This window comes from Pedobacter sp. 01T416_2 (assembly GCF_056398925.1).
This window is the reverse complement of record NZ_JBFTQI010000075.1, coordinates 1-18,762: the sequence shown is the minus strand read 5'-3', so window position 1 is coordinate 18,762 and position 18,762 is coordinate 1. Positions and strand designations below refer to the sequence as shown.

17 protein-coding genes and 1 riboswitch are annotated in these 18,762 nt (G+C 39.5%); of the genes, 9 read left to right on the top strand and 8 right to left on the bottom strand.

Annotation, left to right across the window (positions count from 1 at the left end; all coding sequences use genetic code 11):
- Positions 1-193 (top strand): hypothetical protein (locus AC1DPQ_RS05270; protein WP_477608267.1); only part of this gene is annotated, 193 nt, incomplete at its 5' end.
- A 1-nt stretch (position 194) separates the two neighbouring features.
- Here AC1DPQ_RS05270 and AC1DPQ_RS05265 read toward each other — a convergent pair.
- Positions 195-1,331: an NAD(P)/FAD-dependent oxidoreductase gene (locus AC1DPQ_RS05265; RefSeq protein ID WP_477608265.1), complete on the bottom strand. Its 1,137-nt coding sequence runs from the start codon at positions 1,329-1,331 to the stop codon at positions 195-197.
- An 83-nt stretch (positions 1,332-1,414) separates the two neighbouring features.
- Between AC1DPQ_RS05265 and AC1DPQ_RS05260 the strand changes: the two genes are divergently transcribed.
- Positions 1,415-2,110: a zinc metallopeptidase gene (locus AC1DPQ_RS05260; RefSeq protein WP_029274930.1), complete on the top strand. Its 696-nt coding sequence runs from the start codon at positions 1,415-1,417 to the stop codon at positions 2,108-2,110.
- Positions 2,111-2,644: 534 nt separating this feature from the next.
- Here the strand turns inward: AC1DPQ_RS05260 and apaG are convergent.
- Both apaG and dusB read right to left on the bottom strand, forming a co-directional pair.
- Positions 2,645-3,031, bottom strand: coding sequence for a Co2+/Mg2+ efflux protein ApaG (gene apaG, locus AC1DPQ_RS05255; protein WP_029274928.1), 387 nt, complete (start codon positions 3,029-3,031; stop codon positions 2,645-2,647).
- A gap of 36 nt (positions 3,032-3,067) precedes the next feature.
- A complete protein-coding gene (gene dusB, locus AC1DPQ_RS05250) occupies positions 3,068-4,075 on the bottom strand; it encodes a tRNA dihydrouridine synthase DusB (RefSeq protein WP_477608263.1) in 1,008 nt (335 codons plus the stop codon).
- A gap of 43 nt (positions 4,076-4,118) precedes the next feature.
- Here dusB and AC1DPQ_RS05245 point away from each other — a divergent pair, with 43 nt between their 5' ends.
- The 3 genes from AC1DPQ_RS05245 to AC1DPQ_RS05235 are packed head-to-tail and all read left to right on the top strand — an operon-like array spanning position 4,119 to position 6,085.
- Positions 4,119-5,045 carry a lysostaphin resistance A-like protein gene (locus tag AC1DPQ_RS05245; RefSeq protein WP_477608261.1) on the top strand — a complete coding sequence of 309 codons (927 nt, stop codon included), beginning with the start codon at positions 4,119-4,121 and terminating at the stop codon, positions 5,043-5,045.
- The gene (locus AC1DPQ_RS05240; protein ID WP_029274925.1) at positions 5,026-5,232 is read left to right on the top strand and encodes a putative signal transducing protein; all 207 of its coding nucleotides are present in this window, start codon (positions 5,026-5,028) and stop codon (positions 5,230-5,232) included. The genes AC1DPQ_RS05245 and AC1DPQ_RS05240 overlap by 20 nt, the downstream gene beginning before the upstream one ends.
- A gap of 43 nt (positions 5,233-5,275) precedes the next feature.
- Positions 5,276-6,085, top strand: a complete 810-nt coding sequence (locus AC1DPQ_RS05235) for a phosphatidate cytidylyltransferase (protein ID WP_477578961.1) — start codon at positions 5,276-5,278, stop codon at positions 6,083-6,085.
- Positions 6,086-6,190: 105 nt separating this feature from the next.
- Here AC1DPQ_RS05235 and AC1DPQ_RS05230 read toward each other — a convergent pair whose 3' ends face one another.
- The 3 genes from AC1DPQ_RS05230 to metE all read right to left on the bottom strand — a co-directional run bounded on the left by AC1DPQ_RS05230 (position 6,191) and on the right by metE (position 9,952).
- Complete coding sequence (locus AC1DPQ_RS05230) at positions 6,191-6,874, bottom strand: class I SAM-dependent methyltransferase (RefSeq protein ID WP_477578959.1); 684 nt, start codon at positions 6,872-6,874, stop codon at positions 6,191-6,193.
- A 61-nt stretch (positions 6,875-6,935) separates the two neighbouring features.
- Entirely contained in the window at positions 6,936-7,322 is a 387-nt protein-coding gene (locus AC1DPQ_RS05225; protein ID WP_477578957.1) for an acyl-CoA thioesterase, read from the bottom strand.
- Between the two features lie 296 nt (positions 7,323-7,618).
- Entirely contained in the window at positions 7,619-9,952 is a 2,334-nt protein-coding gene (metE, locus tag AC1DPQ_RS05220) for a 5-methyltetrahydropteroyltriglutamate--homocysteine S-methyltransferase (RefSeq protein WP_477608259.1), read from the bottom strand.
- 199 nt (positions 9,953-10,151) lie between these two features.
- Positions 10,152-10,359: riboswitch (cobalamin riboswitch) on the bottom strand.
- Between the two features lie 128 nt (positions 10,360-10,487).
- Here metE and AC1DPQ_RS05215 point away from each other — a divergent pair.
- Both AC1DPQ_RS05215 and AC1DPQ_RS05210 read left to right on the top strand, forming a co-directional pair.
- Complete coding sequence (locus AC1DPQ_RS05215) at positions 10,488-13,028, top strand: M14 family metallopeptidase (protein WP_477608257.1); 2,541 nt, start codon at positions 10,488-10,490, stop codon at positions 13,026-13,028.
- 96 nt (positions 13,029-13,124) lie between these two features.
- Complete coding sequence (locus AC1DPQ_RS05210) at positions 13,125-13,841, top strand: DsbA family oxidoreductase (protein ID WP_477578952.1); 717 nt, start codon at positions 13,125-13,127, stop codon at positions 13,839-13,841.
- A 301-nt stretch (positions 13,842-14,142) separates the two neighbouring features.
- Here the strand turns inward: AC1DPQ_RS05210 and AC1DPQ_RS05205 are convergent, their stop codons facing one another.
- On the bottom strand, positions 14,143-14,361 hold the full coding sequence (locus AC1DPQ_RS05205) for a DUF3820 family protein (RefSeq protein WP_477578950.1): 219 nt from the start codon (positions 14,359-14,361) through the stop codon (positions 14,143-14,145).
- Positions 14,362-14,363: 2 nt separating this feature from the next.
- Entirely contained in the window at positions 14,364-17,702 is a 3,339-nt protein-coding gene (mfd, locus tag AC1DPQ_RS05200; RefSeq protein WP_477608255.1) for a transcription-repair coupling factor, read from the bottom strand.
- A 230-nt stretch (positions 17,703-17,932) separates the two neighbouring features.
- On the opposite strand from mfd, the gene AC1DPQ_RS05195 reads away from it, so the two are divergent.
- Entirely contained in the window at positions 17,933-18,235 is a 303-nt protein-coding gene (locus AC1DPQ_RS05195) for a DUF2752 domain-containing protein (protein ID WP_477584607.1), read from the top strand.
- Between the two features lie 5 nt (positions 18,236-18,240).
- Positions 18,241-18,609, top strand: a complete 369-nt coding sequence (locus tag AC1DPQ_RS05190; protein WP_029274914.1) for a TM2 domain-containing protein — start codon at positions 18,241-18,243, stop codon at positions 18,607-18,609.
- Positions 18,610-18,762: the final 153 nt, after the last annotated feature.

The following is an 18,762-nucleotide window of genomic DNA, read 5'->3' as shown; positions in this document are numbered from 1 at the left end:
GGCATATTTGCATGCATTAATATTTTGTAGCAATGAAGTATCTAAAGCAGATATGGCATATAATATTACGTATCAGTATTATAGAAACGCAAACCGAGAAAAATTTGATTTTTGGTGTAAAGAAATAAACCGATGGATTATACCTGAGGACATTTATACAGATAAAATAAAAATGATGGCTAGTAAATTATAACTTACAATTTATTTAGGAGAAGATTTGCCACGTCTTCTCCTGTTTGCGAACCAATTGCTATGCCCATGCCGTTGCACCGCGTAGCACAAAAGATATTTGGCTTAATCTCTTCTATAAGTGGTTCAAGAATTTTTCCAAAAGCCATAATACCGCTCCATCGATAATCGATTTCATAATTCAATTCAGGGAGGATTACGTTTTTTAATAAATCTTCAAGTGCTAGCTGAACAGGCTCAGTTTGGCCAAATTCGGTGGTTTCTTCGGCTTTAAAATCGATATTTCTGCCGCCACCTAATAAAACTCTATTATTTATATTTCTAAAGTAATAATAACCTTTATCGTAGTGGAAGGTGCCTGCTATTTTTAGCTCTTTAATAGGTTTGGTAATTAAAACCTGGCTACGACCAGGACTAATATCAACATCGGGCAATAAGTCTTTTACAAAAGCATTGGTGGTTACAATTAGCCGTTTACTGAAAAAGCTTCCGTTTTTGGTTAGCAATTGCGTACCCTTGTTTTCTTCCTGAATTTGATCAACCGTACAATTATTAAATATGCTAACGCCGAGTTTTTGTGCATATTGAATTAAAGCAAACATCATTTTACCGCTATCAATCTGCGCTTCGTACCGGTTTTCGATTAAGGTGTTGATGCCTTTAAAACCAAAGGAAGTAATTTTCTTATTGGCAAGGCCAAAGGCCTTGGGGCCAACAACATCGTTAATGAGACGGTTATAATGTTCAATTTTGGATACACATTTGTCGGCCAGAAAAATGTCATCATTTTTAAATAATTCGTAGCCGCCTAAACATTGGTAATCAATGGTTTTATCGCCTAATAAATTGCGCAGTTTAAGCAGGCCCTTCCAGCGTTTTTCTATAAGGAGTGCCAGACCATTTAAGCCAGCACATTCTTCTTGCTCAATGAGTTCAGAAATGCTACCGAAGCATGCAAAACCCGCATTTTTGGTGCTGGCGCCTGTTGGTAAAAAGCCCTTTTCGAGTATAGCAATTTTTAAAGCCGGAGCAGTTTTTTTAAGTTGGATGGCAGCATTTAAACCCACAATTCCACTACCGATAACAATGGTATCGTAAGTAAAAAACGACTCCTTCTCCCAATATGAAAACGCTGTTTGCATAGTATAAATGTACTATTTTTTAACAGTCAAATAATATGGGAACGCTTTTTGATATATGTTAAACGAAAAACATACAGAAGAAAATGGGAGTTTATTTAATATTAATCATCCCGGTATTATTGCTGAGCATGTTTGTACAATGGCGATTTAGAAATAAGTTTTCTAAGTATGCCGAAATGCAACTTAGCTCTGGTTTATCGGGCAAAGAGGTGGCAGAAAGAATGCTACATGATAATGGGATATACGACGTGAAGGTGATGAGTACCGAAGGACAACTAACAGATCATTACAATCCATCAGATAAAACTGTTAATTTAAGTACAGATGTATATTATAGTCGAAGTGTAGCGGCGGCGGCTGTAGCGGCCCACGAATGTGGCCATGCCGTGCAACAGGCGAAATCGTATAACTGGCTTAATTTAAGAAGCAGTATGGTTCCGGTGGTAAGTATTTCATCTAATCTTTTACAATGGGTATTATTAATTGGTGTATTGTTAATAGGCTTTACCGGAAATCCAATTGTTTTGGCAATTGGTGTAGTAGGTTTAGCGCTGGTAACCATATTTAGTATCATTACCCTACCAGTCGAATTTGATGCCAGTAACCGCGCATTGGCCTGGCTAAAAAATAATAACGGTGTAATGCAAACACAAGAAGAAAATGCGCAGGCTAAAGATGCACTTTGGTGGGCAGCCATGACTTATGTGGTAGCGGCTGTTGGTGCATTAGCCAATTTATTGTATTACGCATCAATGCTTTTTGGACGAAGCAGAGATTAAAAGAGATATCTAATTATGAAAAGCACAGAGCGGCCGGGTTAATCCTGGCCGTTTTTGGTAGCCGTCACCTGTCCCGAATGTTCGGGATCTGGGTCTTTTTTGCATAGATTGATATATGTAAAGTTTAAATCAAACATAGGTTATATCTAGTTTTTGGAAAGCAGGTTTTGTGGTGCTTAGGTAAGCTCCGGTCCCGCTCCCGCTTCTGCCGATAGAAAAAATCGGCATCCCGCTCTGATCGGGTTTAGGTGGCTAGGTTAGTAATAGTATTTAGGGTTGCAGGGTGCACAAAAAATTGCAGGCATCATGCTGTTAAACCTTTAATAGTTGCAGCAAAACTGCGGTTTAAACCTGATTGACGTGAAAAGCCCACAGCGGCAGCGAGGACTTGAAACAAAAAGCAGGGCTAACATTAAAATAAAATGCTGAAATTGATTTCTACCTACATATAATTTAATAAGCTAAGTTGATAGGTTTTTAGCTTCTTCTCTCACGCGCACGTCATGCTGAACTAGAGATTTAATATTAGTAGGATTAGTTCAATTTATAAGGAGCGATTAACTGAAATTCTGGAATATCAACCTCGAATTCAGATCCATCTATATCACGTTTCATTAAGTAGGCACCTTTCATGCTGCCCATATCGGTTTTTAGATTACAGCCTGAAACATATACATGTGTTTCGCCAGGTTGAATAATGGGCTGTAAACCAACAACACCCTCACCCTCTACCTCTCTTCGGCTACTGTTCGAATCGAAAATAAACCACTGACGGCGCATTAATTGAACAGCATAATCAGAAAGATTAGAAATTTCTACGCGATAAGCGAACATATAATGCTCGTTGGCCGGATTTGAATATTCTGGCTGGTACACTGTTTCTACCGAAACCTTAACCCCGTCTGTAATAGCTGTAACCATGATGATTTACGAATGTATAAAAAAACCTTTCAAAAATCAAGCCAGTACTTTAGTGGCATCGTAGTCGRCAAATTTTTCTGCCACTTCTTCTAAAATACTGTAAATGTTGTTGATATCTGGCTCGGCCACCAAACGCATACGGTAAGGTTTAAAATCCGGTAAGCCTTTAAAATAGTTTGCATAATGGCGGCGCATTTCGAAGATTCCGGTTTTAGGGCCTTTCCATTCTAACGATTTATCTAAATGTGTTCGACAAACTTCAATGCGTTCTTCAATAGTTGGTCCGGCAAGATGTTCGCCTGTTTTAAAAAAGTGTTTTACCTCGCGGAAAATCCATGGGTAACCGATTGCGGCACGGCCGATCATAATGCCATCTATCTCATATTCCATGCGCCAGGCCGCTGCTTTTTCAGGACTATCTACATCGCCGTTACCAAAAATCGGTATTTTGATGCGTGGATTGCGTTTAATCTCCCGGATAAGTGACCAATCGGCCTCCCCTTTATATAACTGCGCTCTTGTTCTGCCGTGAATGGTAAGTGCCTGAATACCCACGTCCTGAAGCCGCTCGGCCACTTCGTAAACATTTTTGGTGTTATCATCCCAACCAAGGCGGGTTTTAACGGTAACCGGCAAATGTGAAGCTTTAACAACAGCTTCGGTCATTTTTACCATTTTATCGATATCCTGTAAAAGGCTAGAACCAGCACCTTTACACACAACGTTTTTAACCGGACAGCCATAATTAATGTCAACCAGGTCAGGTCCTGCTGCAGAGGCAATTTCTGAGGCTTCACGCATATGATCGATATCGCCACCAAAAATCTGGATGCCAATTGGCCTTTCGTATTCAAAAATATCAAGCTTTTGTCTGCTTTTTGCAGCATCGCGGATCAAACCTTCCGAAGAAATAAATTCGGTGTACATCATATCAGCCCCGTTTTTTTTGCATACATAACGGAACGGCGGATCGCTCACATCCTCCATTGGAGCCAGTAATAACGGGAACTCACCTAAATCTATATTTCCTATCTTAACAGACATTTTCTATCTTCAACGATTAATAAAACATACAAAGGTACAAATAATGAATTTTGTAACACCTAACAGAGAGGAAATCAATCCTTTCTTACAATTACTTTTACTTTTATTTTACGCAGTTACGGGCGGACTTGTATTTGGGATTCTAGCTATTATCATTGTTTTACTGATGTATGGCTTAGGAGTAGTAAGTAATTTGGACATGCTTTTAGCTGGTGATACTAAGTATATTGCTGGTTTTAAAGTGATACAAATATTAAGTTCGATCGGAACATTTATTTTACCTCCAATTGCCCTGGCCTTAACAGAAAGGAAAAAAGTAACAGAATTTTATCTTTTCAAACAACCAAAATTCTTATTAGTTGTGCTTGTTCTGGCAATTATGATACTGAGTATGCCATTTATGGAATGGACAGTGATTTGGAACCAAAAAATGGTTTTGCCTGATTTTTTACATAAGATAGAACAGTGGATGAAGGAGAAAGAAGCTATTGCAATGAAAATGACAATTCAATTGATCACTGTACGAAGTAATTTCGATTTCATTGTAAACCTCGTTATGATTGCTGTAATACCTGCAATTGGCGAAGAATTAATGTTTCGTGGAGGTGTGCAACGATCGTTAAACAGGGCTTTTGAAAACCCAGATCTAGCTATTTGGTTATCGGCCATAATTTTCAGTGCCATCCATATGCAGTTTTATGGTTTTGTGCCACGTATGTTATTGGGTGCAGGTTTTGGCTACCTGTATTATTATAGCGGAAGCATCTGGTATGCCATGCTGGCGCACTTTATAAACAACGCCTATGCGGTTTGTGCAGCTTTTTATAYGCAAAAACACCATATGCCACTTGATAAWGCTGATGAACCGATCGGTTTTCCATGGTATGGCTATTTAATTAGTGCAATAATTACCATAGCTTTGTTCAAAATTTTTAAAGATAGCGCAACACGTGAGCGAAAATTGGGTTAAAGTATATACCACCAGCGATGCCTTTGCGGCCGAGGTATTAAAACAGGGATTAACAGAAGCCGGAATTCCGGCAGTAACGATAAATAAACAGCTCTCGGCATATAATATTGGCGAAATAAATGTTTTGGTGAATAAGGTAGATTTCGATAAAGCCATAGAATACATCGTTGAAAACGAAATTGAATAGTGATGATGACCTTAAACCTTACACCCTTTACCTCTTACCTTAAATGAAAACCAGGGCAATAACCGCTTTCTTTTTTACCATTGTAATGCTTGGCTCTATCCTTCTGGGGAGCTACACTTTTACCATATTTTATCTTGTTTTAAGTGTTTTGGCTTTGTTTGAATTTTACAAGCTGATTAAAAACTCTGGCATCAGGCCAAACCGAAATATCGGTTTGGCAGCTGGCTCATTAGTGTTTTTAATGGCCGCTGGCTTACATTACCTTAAATACGATGTGAAGTATTTGCTGCTTTGTATCCCGTTAATTTTCTCAGTTTTTATCACAGAGTTATACAAAAAGAACAAAATTCCATTCGCCAACATCTCGTACACTTTTGTTGGCTTTGTTTATGTAACCATTCCATTCTGTTTTTTTCATGCTCTGGGCTTTTTGAAAAACTGGAACGAATATAACTTTCATCTTCCTCTAGCATTTTTGCTAATGCTTTGGGCAAACGATACAGGCGCCTACCTTTTTGGTGTAAAATACGGGAAACGTAAATTATTTGAGCGCCACTCGCCAAAGAAAAGCTGGGAAGGATTTTTCGGAGGGATGTTCACCAGTGTTTTGGTCGCTTTTGGTTTATCATTTCTGTTTACCGAAAGTCCAGCTTGGGTTTGGATCGGTATGGCTGTGTTGATTGCAAGCTTTGGTACGTTGGGCGATTTAGTAGAATCGATGCTTAAGCGCAGTTTAGATACGAAAGATAGCGGCGGTTTGTTACCGGGGCATGGAGGTTTGTTAGATCGTTTTGATGGATTGTTATTGTCTGCTCCTGTGGTTTATGCCTATCTGTATCTGATTTTGTATTAAAATTGACTTATCTATCGTCCTCGTTTGTAACGAGAATGAATGAGATCCACATTTGTAATGTGGTTATGCTATTAGCGATACAATCGCTATTCTCGCTAATCCTCGTTACAAACGAGGACTATGTTCAGTAGTAGCTATTACAACATAATACGCTCTTTCTATCTTTTCACCGGTTTTACTTTGTATCTGCTCTAATTTTTTGAGCGTATTTTTAATGGCAAACCCCGCTTTTTCTAATAGTTCTTTTACGGATTCTACATTGTAAAGTGTAAAACCATAGGGCGTAAACGGGAGATTTTTCATGAAATTTTTATCAGCAAAACATATAGTCAAAGTGCCGTCAGGTTTTAGTGTTCGCTTAATTTCGTTGAGGTATTCACTTGGATTTGTCCAAAAGTAGATTGTATTAACCGTAAAAATTTTATCAAAACGATCATCCTCAAATGGCAATGTAATGCCATCTGTTAGTTGAAAGTGAACCTTCCCTTTTGTTATGAAATCCTGATTGATCTTTTCAGCCTCGGCAATAATGGTTGCAGAAATATCAGCACCGAAATAATGGAGGTTTTCGGCTTGCGATAATAAGTGGGCAATATGCCCGCCGTTACCATGACCGATTTCCAAAACAGTTTCATCGCTTTGAAGGTTTAATGCCTCAATTGCAGAAGTAGTCATGCCGATATTATTGGTATGCATCATTTCACCTGTTTTAATGCCGTGTTCGCCTTCAGGGCAACCCAATTGTTTGGCAATATTTTTTAAGTCTTCTTCAGAAAGTTGCTGTTCCATAATCAAATTTAAAAATTTAGGCATTATGATTTTTACATCGTTTTGGCCAAAGCTTATAAGATTATTTAATCACTTGAACTGGCTTTTTATTTTCATCAATGGCCACAAAAGTAAAATCGCCATGAACGGCCAATTCTCTTCCTTCGGCATACATCTGTTCGATATAAATTTCTACATTAACCTTTAAACTGGTATTACCAACGTGGCTTACCTTACCGATAAGCTCTACAATTGAGCCTGCCGGAATTGGTTTCTTAAAATCTATCCTGTCGCTGCTTACGGTAACCATGATCTGACGGCTAAAACGGGTTGCAGTAATAAAAGCAACTTCGTCCATTAAATGCATGGCTGTTCCGCCGAAAAGGGTGTCGTAATGATTTGTTGTATTTGGGAAAACGGCTTTAAAAATGCTGGTTTTAGAATTTTCTATTCTTTCTTCTAGGGTCATGGGTTAAATATAGGTGCTGTAAAAAGCTTTGGCAACTTTCTGGTTATTTTTAGTAGAAAATTGCCAAAGTAAAAGGCTTGCGTATGAGAAATGGATACTGGAAGTGCAAAAATAAATGTGCTTTCAGTATTTCTGGCAATGCAATTAAGTGGTGAAATAACTAAAAAGATGTCATCCTGAGTTTGATGAAGGACAGTCTTTTTAATTATTTCACGATAAGGGTCTTCGACAAGCTCAGACTGACAACAATCGAATTCTTAACTTAATAGTATTGGTTTCTCCATGGCAAAATAGAATTAATTCACCTGAAGATCTGCCGCAAGTACCKCTTCGGCTTTACGCATTTCTTTTGCGGCTTCAACCATTTCTATTAGTGCCTTTTTGGTTTCGTCCCATCCACGGGTTTTTAAACCACAATCAGGGTTTACCCAGAGTTGCCCGGAGGGAATAACAGCCTTTGCTTTTTTGAGCAACTGAACCATTTCTTCCCTCTTCGGAACCCTTGGAGAGTGAATATCGTATACACCTGGGCCAATTTCGTTTGGATATTTAAAATCGGCAAATGCGTCTAATAATTCCATTTGCGAACGTGAGGTTTCGATGGTGATTACGTCGGCATCCATATCGGCAATGTTTTGGATGATATCGTTAAATTCCGAGTAACACATGTGTGTGTGGATCTGCGTATCATCTTTCACGCCGCTCGCTGAAATTTTAAAGGCTTTAACCGCCCAGTTCAGGTAAGTTTGCCAATCAGCTTTGCGCAATGGTAAACCTTCTCTAATGGCAGGCTCATCAATCTGAATGATTTTTATCCCTGCATTTTCCAGGTCGCAAACCTCATCACGGATGGCCAATGCAATTTGGGTACAGGTTTCTGATCTTGGTTGATCATTACGTACAAATGACCATTGTAAGATGGTTACAGGACCTGTGAGCATACCTTTCATATATTTCGAAGTAAGCGACTGTGCATAGGCCGTCCATTTTACCGTCATGGGTTTCGGACGCGAAACATCACCAAAAATGATCGGTGGTTTTACACAGCGTGAACCATAACTCTGTACCCAGCCATTTTTGGAGAAAGCAAAACCATCTAGCTGCTCACCGAAGTATTCAACCATATCGTTACGCTCAAATTCGCCATGAACCAAAACATCCAGATCGATTTCTTCCTGCCAGTTTACGGCTTTTGCGGTTTCTTTCGCAATAAGATCATCATATTCTTCAACTGTAAAAGTTCCATTTTTAAGCTTTGCTCTCCAGCTTCTTACTTCTGCCGTTTGCGGAAACGACCCGATGGTTGTGGTGGCGTAACTTGGCAGATTGAGTTCCTGTTGTTTAATTTTTCTGCTCGAAAATGGACTTAAACGTTCTGCATCCTGCTCTTTTAATCCTAAAACACGTTGTTTAACTTCAGGATTGTGGATGATTTTAGAAACTTTACGGTTAGCAATCGCGATCTTATTTTCCTCAAGTTTTTGCAGGGTAGATGCAGGGCTTTCGTTGGTGATCAGTTTTTTTAAGGTAGCTACCTCTGCAATTTTTTGTTTCGCATAGGCCAGCCACTGTTTAATTTCGGCCGAAAGGTTTTGCGCATTGGTTTCATTGTCTAAATCAACCGGTGAGTGGATTAGGGAACAAGATGGGGCGATCCACACCTTATCGAAGCCCCTTTTTTCTACAGCTTGATTAATGATTGAAGCAGATTTCTCGAAATCATTTTTCCAGATGTTTCTTCCGTCTACCAAACCTAACGAAAGGATGGTATCTTCTTTTAACGAAGCTAAAACATCCGTCAATTGACCTTCAGCTCGTACCAGGTCGATATGTAAAACATTTACCGGGAGTGATGTAGTTAGCGCTAAATTATTGCCCAAGCCCTCAAAATAAGTAGCCAAAACAATTTTTAACCTGGGAAAAGCTTTTCTGATCTCTTTATAGGCATATTCGTAAGCTTTCTTGTCTTTTTCGGTAAGGTCTAAAGTCAAAAAAGGTTCATCAAACTGAACATATTCTACATCCAAAGCATCCAAGCGGGATAATATCTCGATATAAACCGGAAGGAGATTTTTGATCAGATCGATCTTTTCAAAGCCAGCTTCCTTTTCTTTTCCCAATAAAAGGTAAGAAACAGGACCGATTAAAACGGGTTTGGTGGTAATGCCCAATTGTTTTGCCTCGTAAAACTCATCGATAATTTTTGTAGAGAAAAGTTTAAAAGGCTGGTCTTTGTAAAACTCAGGAACGATATAATGGTAATTGGTATCGAACCATTTGGTCATTTCCATCGCTACCAAATCCAATCCTTCTTTTTGATAACCTCTTGCCATAGCAAAATAGAGATCAAGCTCTGAATTTCCTTTTTTCAGGATCACTTCGTTGTACCTTTTCGGGATCGCGCCAAAAGTTAAAGAATGATCGAGCACGTGATCGTAAAAAGAAAAGTCATTCGAAGGAATGATATCAATTCCGGCTTCTTTTTGAAGGTTCCAGTTTTCGTGGCGAATGTTTTTTCCCACCTGAAGTACATTTTTGTACCCAGTTTTATCTGCCCAGTAATTTTCGCAGATTTTCTTTAATTCCCTTTGGCTACCTATTCGCGGATAGCCCAGATTTTGCGTTAGCATCTCTTTTAAAGATTAAGTAAATAAATCGTTTAAAAGCCCTTAAAGCAATATTTTATAATGTTTTTTTGTTAGAAATAAAAAAGGAAAGGTTAGCGCACACACAGCCTACTCATCAGCAAAAAGCTTAAAGCAAGCATATAAAATGGTTAATTTTATGGTGTACAATCAGACCTGACCAATTACTTTATAACGCGAAAGCACCGTCAATTCAATATAGGCAGGTCTCCTGACTTATTCCCGATCTTATCGCCTTCCCATCCCGGTAAACGGCACAGTGGCATGAATGATAAGACCGTTGTCTTTTTTAACAAAAGACAGAATTTACAGTTGCGCGACAGCTCGTGATTTGCACACGATTCCCTATTAATCCCGGTTGTATTCCGGGAACCTGTATCGGTTGATGAAAAATAAAGTTAAGAACTTACATCAGGACAAATGTATGGATTAGGATTTAAAACTTGTAACAAATTTACAGCAAGCCGTTTTTGGACCTTATTCTCTACTATATTTGATTACCTAACTAAACACCCTTATTATGATAAAAATCTACTTTAAAAGGCTTTGTATTGCTTTTTTAATGGTAAATAGCTGTGCGGTGCTGGCGCAGGAAGTGCCAACGCCAAAATCGCATTTTGGTTTTGATATCGGCGACGATTATCAATTGGCCAATTATACCCAAACAGAAGCTTATTTTAAGAAACTCGCGGCAAGTTCTGACCGCATTAAACTAGTTGATATTGGCAAAACCGAAGAAGGCAGAAGTCAATATATGTTGATTGTTTCTTCACCAGAAAACCTCAAGAAATTAGCGCGTTACAAGGAAATTTCGCAACAGCTGGCGCATGCAGAAATTACACCTGAGCAGGCAAAAGCATTAGCCCAGGAAGGTAAAGCAGTAGTTTGGATAGATGGTGGCTTGCATGCCAACGAGGTGGTGGGTGCGCATCAGCTGATCGAAACTGCTTATGAGTTTGCCTCCAGGAAAGACCCTGAAACCCTGCGTATTTTGGATAACGTAATCATTTTGTTTACCCATGCCAACCCTGATGGACAAGAATTGGTGAGCAATTGGTACATGAGAGAGAAAGACCCCAAAAAAAGAACAACCTCAGGTTTGCCTGTTTTGTACGAAAAGTACGCAGGTCACGATAACAACCGCGATTTCTTTATGTTAAACCTTAAAGAAACACAGAATATCGGTCGCCAGCTTTTTGTGGAATGGATTCCGCAGATTATGTATAACCACCATCAGGCTGGTCCGGCAGGAACCGTTGTTGCAGGCCCACCTTATCGCGATCCTTTCAATTATGTTTTCGACCCAACGCTGTTAACCAGTTTAGATGCCGTTGGCGCAGCCATGCACAACCGTATGAATGTAGAAAACAAACCTGGTTATACCCAACGTGGAGGATCGGTTTATTCTACCTGGTACAATGGCGGACTAAGAACCACAACATATTTTCATAATATGATTGGGCTCCTGACCGAAATTATCGGGAACCCTACACCTTCTGAAATTCCGTTAATTCCTTCGAGATTATTGCCGAACGGCGATTCGCCAAACCCGATTACCCCGAGGAAATGGTACTTTAAAAACTCGATTGACTATTCAGTATCGTTAAACTATGCCGTTTTAAATTACGCACAACGTTACCGTGACGAATTGTTGTACAACATTTACCAGATGGGCAGAAATTCGATAGAGCGTGGTAAAAAAGATACCTGGTCTTTTTCTCCTAAAAAAATAGAAGCCATTAATAATGCGGCAAAAGGTGAAAAAGGTGGCCCGATTGCTGGAGGTGATGATGATTTTGGCTCCCGGCGTCAGCTTAGCATGAAAGCTTTTGATACGGTGATGAAGGCTCCTGTAAACAGAGATCCGCGCGGATATATTTTAAGCGCCGATCAGCCGGATTTTAATTCTGCCGTTAAATTTTTAAACGCTTTGATCAGAACAGGTGTTGTGGTTCAAAAAGCAACCGCTTCATTTGCCGTTGCAGGAAAAAATTATCCTGCCGGAAGTTATATCGTAAAAACCGATCAGGCTTTTCGTCCGCATGTTTTAGATATGTTCGAACCGCAAGATCACCCAAATGATTTTAAATATGAAGGAGGCGCACCAATTCCGCCATATGATGCTGCCGGATATACTGCAGTGAACGACCTTTTGAAAAATAAAGTTGAAGTTTACCGTTCGACTGAAAATGGCGATTTTTATGTTTCTTCAGCAGGGAAATCAATATTGGAAAAAGCAAACATCAAACTGAAAAGTGCTGCCGCTCCAAAAGATAAAATTAAAATCTCTCCCAGAAAAATTGCCCTTTGGGATACCTATGGAGGTTCTATGGCCTCAGGGTGGGTGCGCTTTTTAATGGAGCAATACCATTATAACGCAACAGTAATTTATCCGCAGGATATAGATGCGGGGAACTTAAAATCTAAATACGATGTAATTGTTTTTGTAGGTGGCGCGATCCCATCGGTACAAGGAGGAGGGTTTGGAAACAGGTCTTTCGGACCAAAGGCAGAAGAAGTTCCTCAAGAGTTTAGAAACCGTTTGGGAAGGATTACTGCAGACAAATCGATCCCTGAATTAAAGAAATTTTTGGAAGCGGGGGGGAATATTGTAGCTATTGGCAGTAGCACCAATTTAGCTTACCATTTAAATCTTCCAGTTCGGAATGCAATGGTCGAAATCGTAAACGGAGAGGAAAAGAGATTACCCGCCGAAAAATATTATGTTCCCGGAAGCGTTTTAAATGTTGGTGTAGACACAACTTTGCCAACAACCTGGGGCATGGAAAAGGAAGCTGACGTATATTTTGACAATAGCCCCGTTTTTAAGCTCACAGGCGACGCCATTGTGGCTGGAAAGATTAAACCTTTAATGTGGTTCGAAAATGCCACTCCGCTGCGCAGCGGCTGGGCCTGGGGGCAGGCTTACCTGCAAGATGGTGTAACGGCCTTTGAAGCGAAGGTTGGTAAAGGCAAACTGCTTGCTTTTGGGCCAGAAATTGCTTTTCGAGCACAAACCCATGGCACTTTTAAGCTGATATTTAATCAGTTGTACAAGTAGTTACAGTAATTATAAATGAAAGCCACTATCCTAAACGATAGTGGCTTTTTACTTTAGCCTTACCATAGGCAAGTATAATCACCTTAATTTTGTGCTATGAAAGTAGAAATTTGGTCGGACGTAATGTGTCCGTTTTGCTATATCGGGAAAAGACATTTTGAACAGGCGATAGAAAAATTACCTTTCAAAAATGAAATTGAGGTGGATTGGAAGAGCTATCAGCTTAATCCAGAGTATCACAATACCAATAACGAATCGGTGTACGATTACCTTTCGCGGAGTAAGGGAATGCCAATAGAGCAAGCTAAGCAAATGACCAAACAGGTTGTGGATATGGCTGCAAATGCTGGTTTGAAGATAGATTTTGATACGAATATCCCTGCCAATACCTTCAACGCGCATCGTTTGATACATTTGGCGGCAAAACATAACCTTCAGGATTTAGCCGAAGAAAAACTGTTTGAAGCGCATTTCGTAAACAGTAAAAATATCGGTGAAACGAGTGTTTTGGTTGATCTTGCCGTAGAAATTGGCTTGGATAAAGATGAGGCCGAATCAGTTCTGAATGGAAATGAGTTTGCTGAAGCTGTTCGTTATGATATTTATGAAAGCCAGAATTTAGGAATCCGTGGTGTGCCTTATTTTGTAATGGACCGCAAGTACGGTGTTTCCGGTGCTCAGCCTGTTCAGGCTTTTACCGATGCGCTTACCCAAAGTTTTACGGAATGGAAAGACGCTCAGCCTAAAACTACACTGACTTCATTAAACAAAAATGATGATGCGGTTTGTGATGAGAATGGCTGTGAGATATAGATTTGTTTCCCGCAGATTAAGCTGATCAACGCAGATTTTTTCTGCGAAAGCCATTTTGATCTGCGGTTTTTACAGATTAGTCGTCACCTCGACTGGAGCGCAGCGCAATGGAGAGGTCTATTCAAAACGGTCGTCTTTCCCGCGCAGGCGGGAATCTTATATGCAACCTGCGACCCTACTAAGGCATTACGATTCCCAATCAAGTTGGGAATGACGATTCCTCTATACCTGCCACCATCACTTTTTGGTTCGGGAAGACAATAGCCCGGAATAAATGTTCGCATTAACCTATCATTCTTAACTACCGATTTTGATTCTTCAATGGCGTTAACAGATACTCTAAACCATTCACCCGAATTTCGAACATCGTAGCCAATAAATCGCCCAATTTCCCTTTTGGGAAGCCTTTATCCTTATACCAAAGCAAATAACTTTCGGGGATATTGCAGATCAGGTAACCTTTGTATTTTCCATAAGGCATTTGCATTTTCACTAAATCGAGCAATAAGGTTGGGTCCATGGTTAATCGATTAGTTCTAAAGTTTGAATTGCTTCTTCAACAGTACTTATGTTATCAAAAGCAATTCTTAATGTATTTTTTACTTCTTTTAAATTACACATACGTGGGTGGTTCTGCGCAAAAGTTAAAATCTTGGTAAAGGTATTCGAATCGAAATAAGTAGATTGTTTATCGCTTAAGAAATATCCGCGCAAACTATTTTTCTTAAAACTAATTTTCTCGAAACCCAATTTCTTGCCCAACCATTGCAAACGTACCACACTGAGCATGGTTTTTACCTGTGGCGGAACAGGACCGAAACGATCGGCCAAATGTTTTTCAAAAATGGCTAATTCCGCTTCATTATCGAGTTTAGAAAGCTCGGTATATAAATTGTAACGCTCGGTAATATTGGTAATGTATGCGTCAGGGATATATAGTTCCAAGTCGGTATCTACCTGCGTAAAGCCTACAAACGGACGGGCAGGTTCATTTTCGAACAGACCTTTAAACTCAGCTTCTTTTAATTCCTGGATGGCTTCATCCAATATCTTGTGGTACATCTCAAACCCGATTTCGGCAATAAAACCACTTTGTTCGGCGCCCAATAAATTACCACTTCCACGGATATCCAGATCGCGCATGGCCACGTTAAAGCCGCTTCCCAAGTCAGAAAACTCTTCAATGGCGCTTAAACGCTTCCGGGCTTCAGAAGTTAAAGTTGATAATGGCGGCGAAAGCAAATAACAGAAAGCTTTTTTGTTGCTCCTACCTACCCGGCCACGCATCTGATGCAAATCACTCAAACCAAACATGTGCGCATGGTTAATAATGATGGTATTGGCATTTGGAATATCTAAACCTGCTTCTATAATAGTTGTGGCTACCAGAACATCTTTTTCACCATTAATGAAATCGAGCATTACATCTTCGAGTTGATCGCCATCTAACTGCCCGTGCGCAATACCGATCCTCGCTTTTGGAACCAGTTTCTGGATCAATCCACCCAATTGCATCAGATCATTTACACGGTTATGGATAAAGAAAACCTGTCCGCCGCGGTCTAACTCGAACTGAACGGCCTCTTGAATCAGTTTATCGTTAAAAACATGTAACTCGGTACTCACTGGTTGCCGGTTTGGTGGCGGCGTACTGATGATGGATAAATCTCTTGCCCCCATTAAAGAAAAATGCAGTGTTCTCGGGATCGGAGTCGCGGTAAGTGTTAAAGTATCAACGTTTACCCTTACAGCTTTTAACCTTTCTTTTGCAGTAACGCCAAATTTCTGCTCTTCATCAATAATCATGATGCCGAGATCCTTAAACTTTACATCCTTGCTTAGCAAACGGTGTGTGCCGATTAATATATCAACCTTACCAGCTGCGGCTTCGGCAAGGGTATCTTTAATCTGTTTACTGGTTTTAAAACGGTTAATGTAATCAACCGTAACCGGGAAATCTTTTAAACGCGACGAAAAAGTTTTGAAATGTTGTAAAGCCAAAATTGTGGTAGGCACTAAAATAGCGGCCTGTTTACCTTCTGCTACTGCTTTAAATGCAGCACGTACTGCAATCTCTGTTTTTCCGAAACCAACATCACCACAAACCAAACGATCCATTGGATGTGGTGATTCCATATCCTTTTTCACGTCTTGGGTAGCCTTTAACTGATCGGGAGTGTCCTCATAAATAAAAGAAGCCTCCAGTTCAGTTTGTAAATAGCTATCTGGCGAAAATGCCGTTCCGGCCTGGGTTTTGCGCAAAGCATAAAGCTTGATCAAATCCCGGGCGATATCTTTAACTTTTTTTTTAGTAGTTTTTTTTAGCTTATCCCAGGCATCAGTACCCAGCTTATTCATCTTGGGTACTCCACTCTCTTTGCCACTGTATTTGGCAATGCGGTTTAACGAGTTGATGTTTACATAAAGCAGATCGTTATCCGCATAAATTAAACGGATCATCTCCTGGGTTTTACCATTTACCTCAACCTTTTCAAGCCCGGCATATTTGCCGATGCCATGATCGATGTGGGTAACATAATCGCCGGATTTTAGTTCTCGAAGATCTTTTAGAGTAATGGCCTGGCTTTTCTGATAGCCTTTTTTAAGCTTGTATTTATAGTAACGATCAAAAATCTGGTGATCGGTATAAAATGCCGTCTGGATCTGTGGATCTATAAAACCCTCGCGAAGCATGCTGTTAATTGGCGTAAACTTGGCCGTTTTATCAATATCCTCTAAAATAGCATATAACCGCTCGATCTGTTTTGGCGAATCGGTAAAAATAAAATTAACAATGCCGGCTTTTTCATTTTCCTTAAGGTTGTGAATGAGTAGATTGAAATCTTTATTGAATGAAGGTTGTGGCTTGGTTTCAAACTCAAAACGGTTATCCGTTTTATAAAAAAACTGCTTTCCAAATTCTATCAAAGGAAAATCCTGAAGATGATCACCCAACAATTTTTCGTCTGTAAAGGCAAACTTAGGGTCGATCCATTCAGGGTTTTGGGTTTTATCTGTTATAGATAAAGCTTTCCAAAGTTCAACGGCTTTTTTATAGCCAGCTTTAATAATATCAAGGGTAAACTCAACATCTTTAAACCAGAGCTGTGTATCCTGATCGATATAATCGAGGATGCTGATATTGCTTTCGGTCAAAAATTTCGCCTGAACGTTTGGCACAATTGTAAGCGACTTAACATCGGCAACCGAAAGCTGACTTTCAATTTCAAAGCTCCTGATGCTTTCTACCTCATCACCAAAAAACTCAATACGGTAAGGCAAATCAGATGAAAAAGAGAATATGTCTACAATACCGCCGCGGATAGAAAATTGGCCTGGTTCGTAAACAAAATCTCTTCTATCAAAATCGTAATCAATTAAAAATTCGTTGATAAAATCAATGCCCAACTTGGCGCCTAAACTAATTTCTAAAGTGTTTTTTTCTAAAGCAGAGCGGTCAATAACCTTTTCGGCGATGGCTTCGGGATAAGAAACCACAATTTTTCCGTATTCCGAATCGTGATTCAGTTCGTTCAAAACCTCCGCACGGGCCAAAACGTTGGCCGTATCTACTTGTGTAAAATCAAATGATTTGCGGTAAGAAGAAGGAAACAATAAAACCTGTTTATCCAAAACGCTTTCCAGGTCAGACTGAAAATAAGCAGCTTCTTCTCTATCCGGTAGAACGAACAGTAGGGGTTTATGTAATATAAAGTAAGAAGACAGGGCAACAATAGCATCGGCCGAACCCACCAATCCCTTTAATTGTATCTTTGGGTTTTTGCTGCTGTTCAACGCTTTGGTAAATTGGGTTACCCTATCGTCGGTTTTGTATCTGTTTATTAAATCGCGAATGTTCAAGGCACAAAAATAAGCTTATCTTTTAATATTAACCTGCAATTTGTGTAAAGGTTTTTTTAACTATTTTTGGCTGGGTTACGGTGTTGAAAAACAAAAAGCAAAATAAATAAGATCTTTTGTTAGATTCCATTACTCGTTTTGTCGAAATATATCCCCCATTCGTCGATTAAGGGCAAATTGATGTAACAAAGGTGGTGTTATAACCTCTAAATTGTATAAAAAGTGAAACAATGAAGTACATTAAAAGCTTTCCACTAGAACTTTTTTTCTGGGTAGCAGCTTTAGTATTACTGGCAACAACGAATGGCCACGAGCATCACTTCACACTTTGTCCGCTAGCCAATTTAGGTTTTGAGGATTGGTGTCCGGGATGTGGTATAGGCAGGTCAATCAGTCATATTTTACATGGCGAGTTTACCAAAAGCTTTTCCGAACATTGGTTTGGGTTTCCGGCACTTTTGATTATAGTTTATAGAATTTACACATTGATAAAAAATAAAAAAACGTTTAAAATTTCAACCACAAATACATAGCAACCATGGATATATTTCAATCACCTCTAATGTCGTTACCAGGTATAACGCCAGAAGAATTCTCATACTTACAACAAGCTACCACCGGATTAACCGAACAACAGTTGCGTAACTTCTTAATGGTTTACAGCAGCAAAAGGAAAAATCCATCAGATATGCTAATTTTCTGTTTAATCGGTTTATTTGCTGTCCCAGGATTACAAAGGTTTATCATCGGGCAGATCGGAATGGGTATTTTATACCTCTTAACCGCAGGTTTATGTTTTATCGGATCGATCATCGATGTCGTAAACCACAAAACCCTTGCTTTTGAACATAACCAAAAAATGGTTTTCGAAAGCTTGCAGATGGTAAGAATGGGCGGTTTTCAGTAAACTTTCACTTTTAGGATCCTTAATAATTTTTTGAAAAGCAAAGACAGCGCAATTATTAATGTTCGTCCCGCCATACACGACAAGTCCGCACCCAATGAAAAATTGGGTTTGCGGGCTTTTTGTTTCTGTCGGGTTTGTAAACCTGGGTTTGTT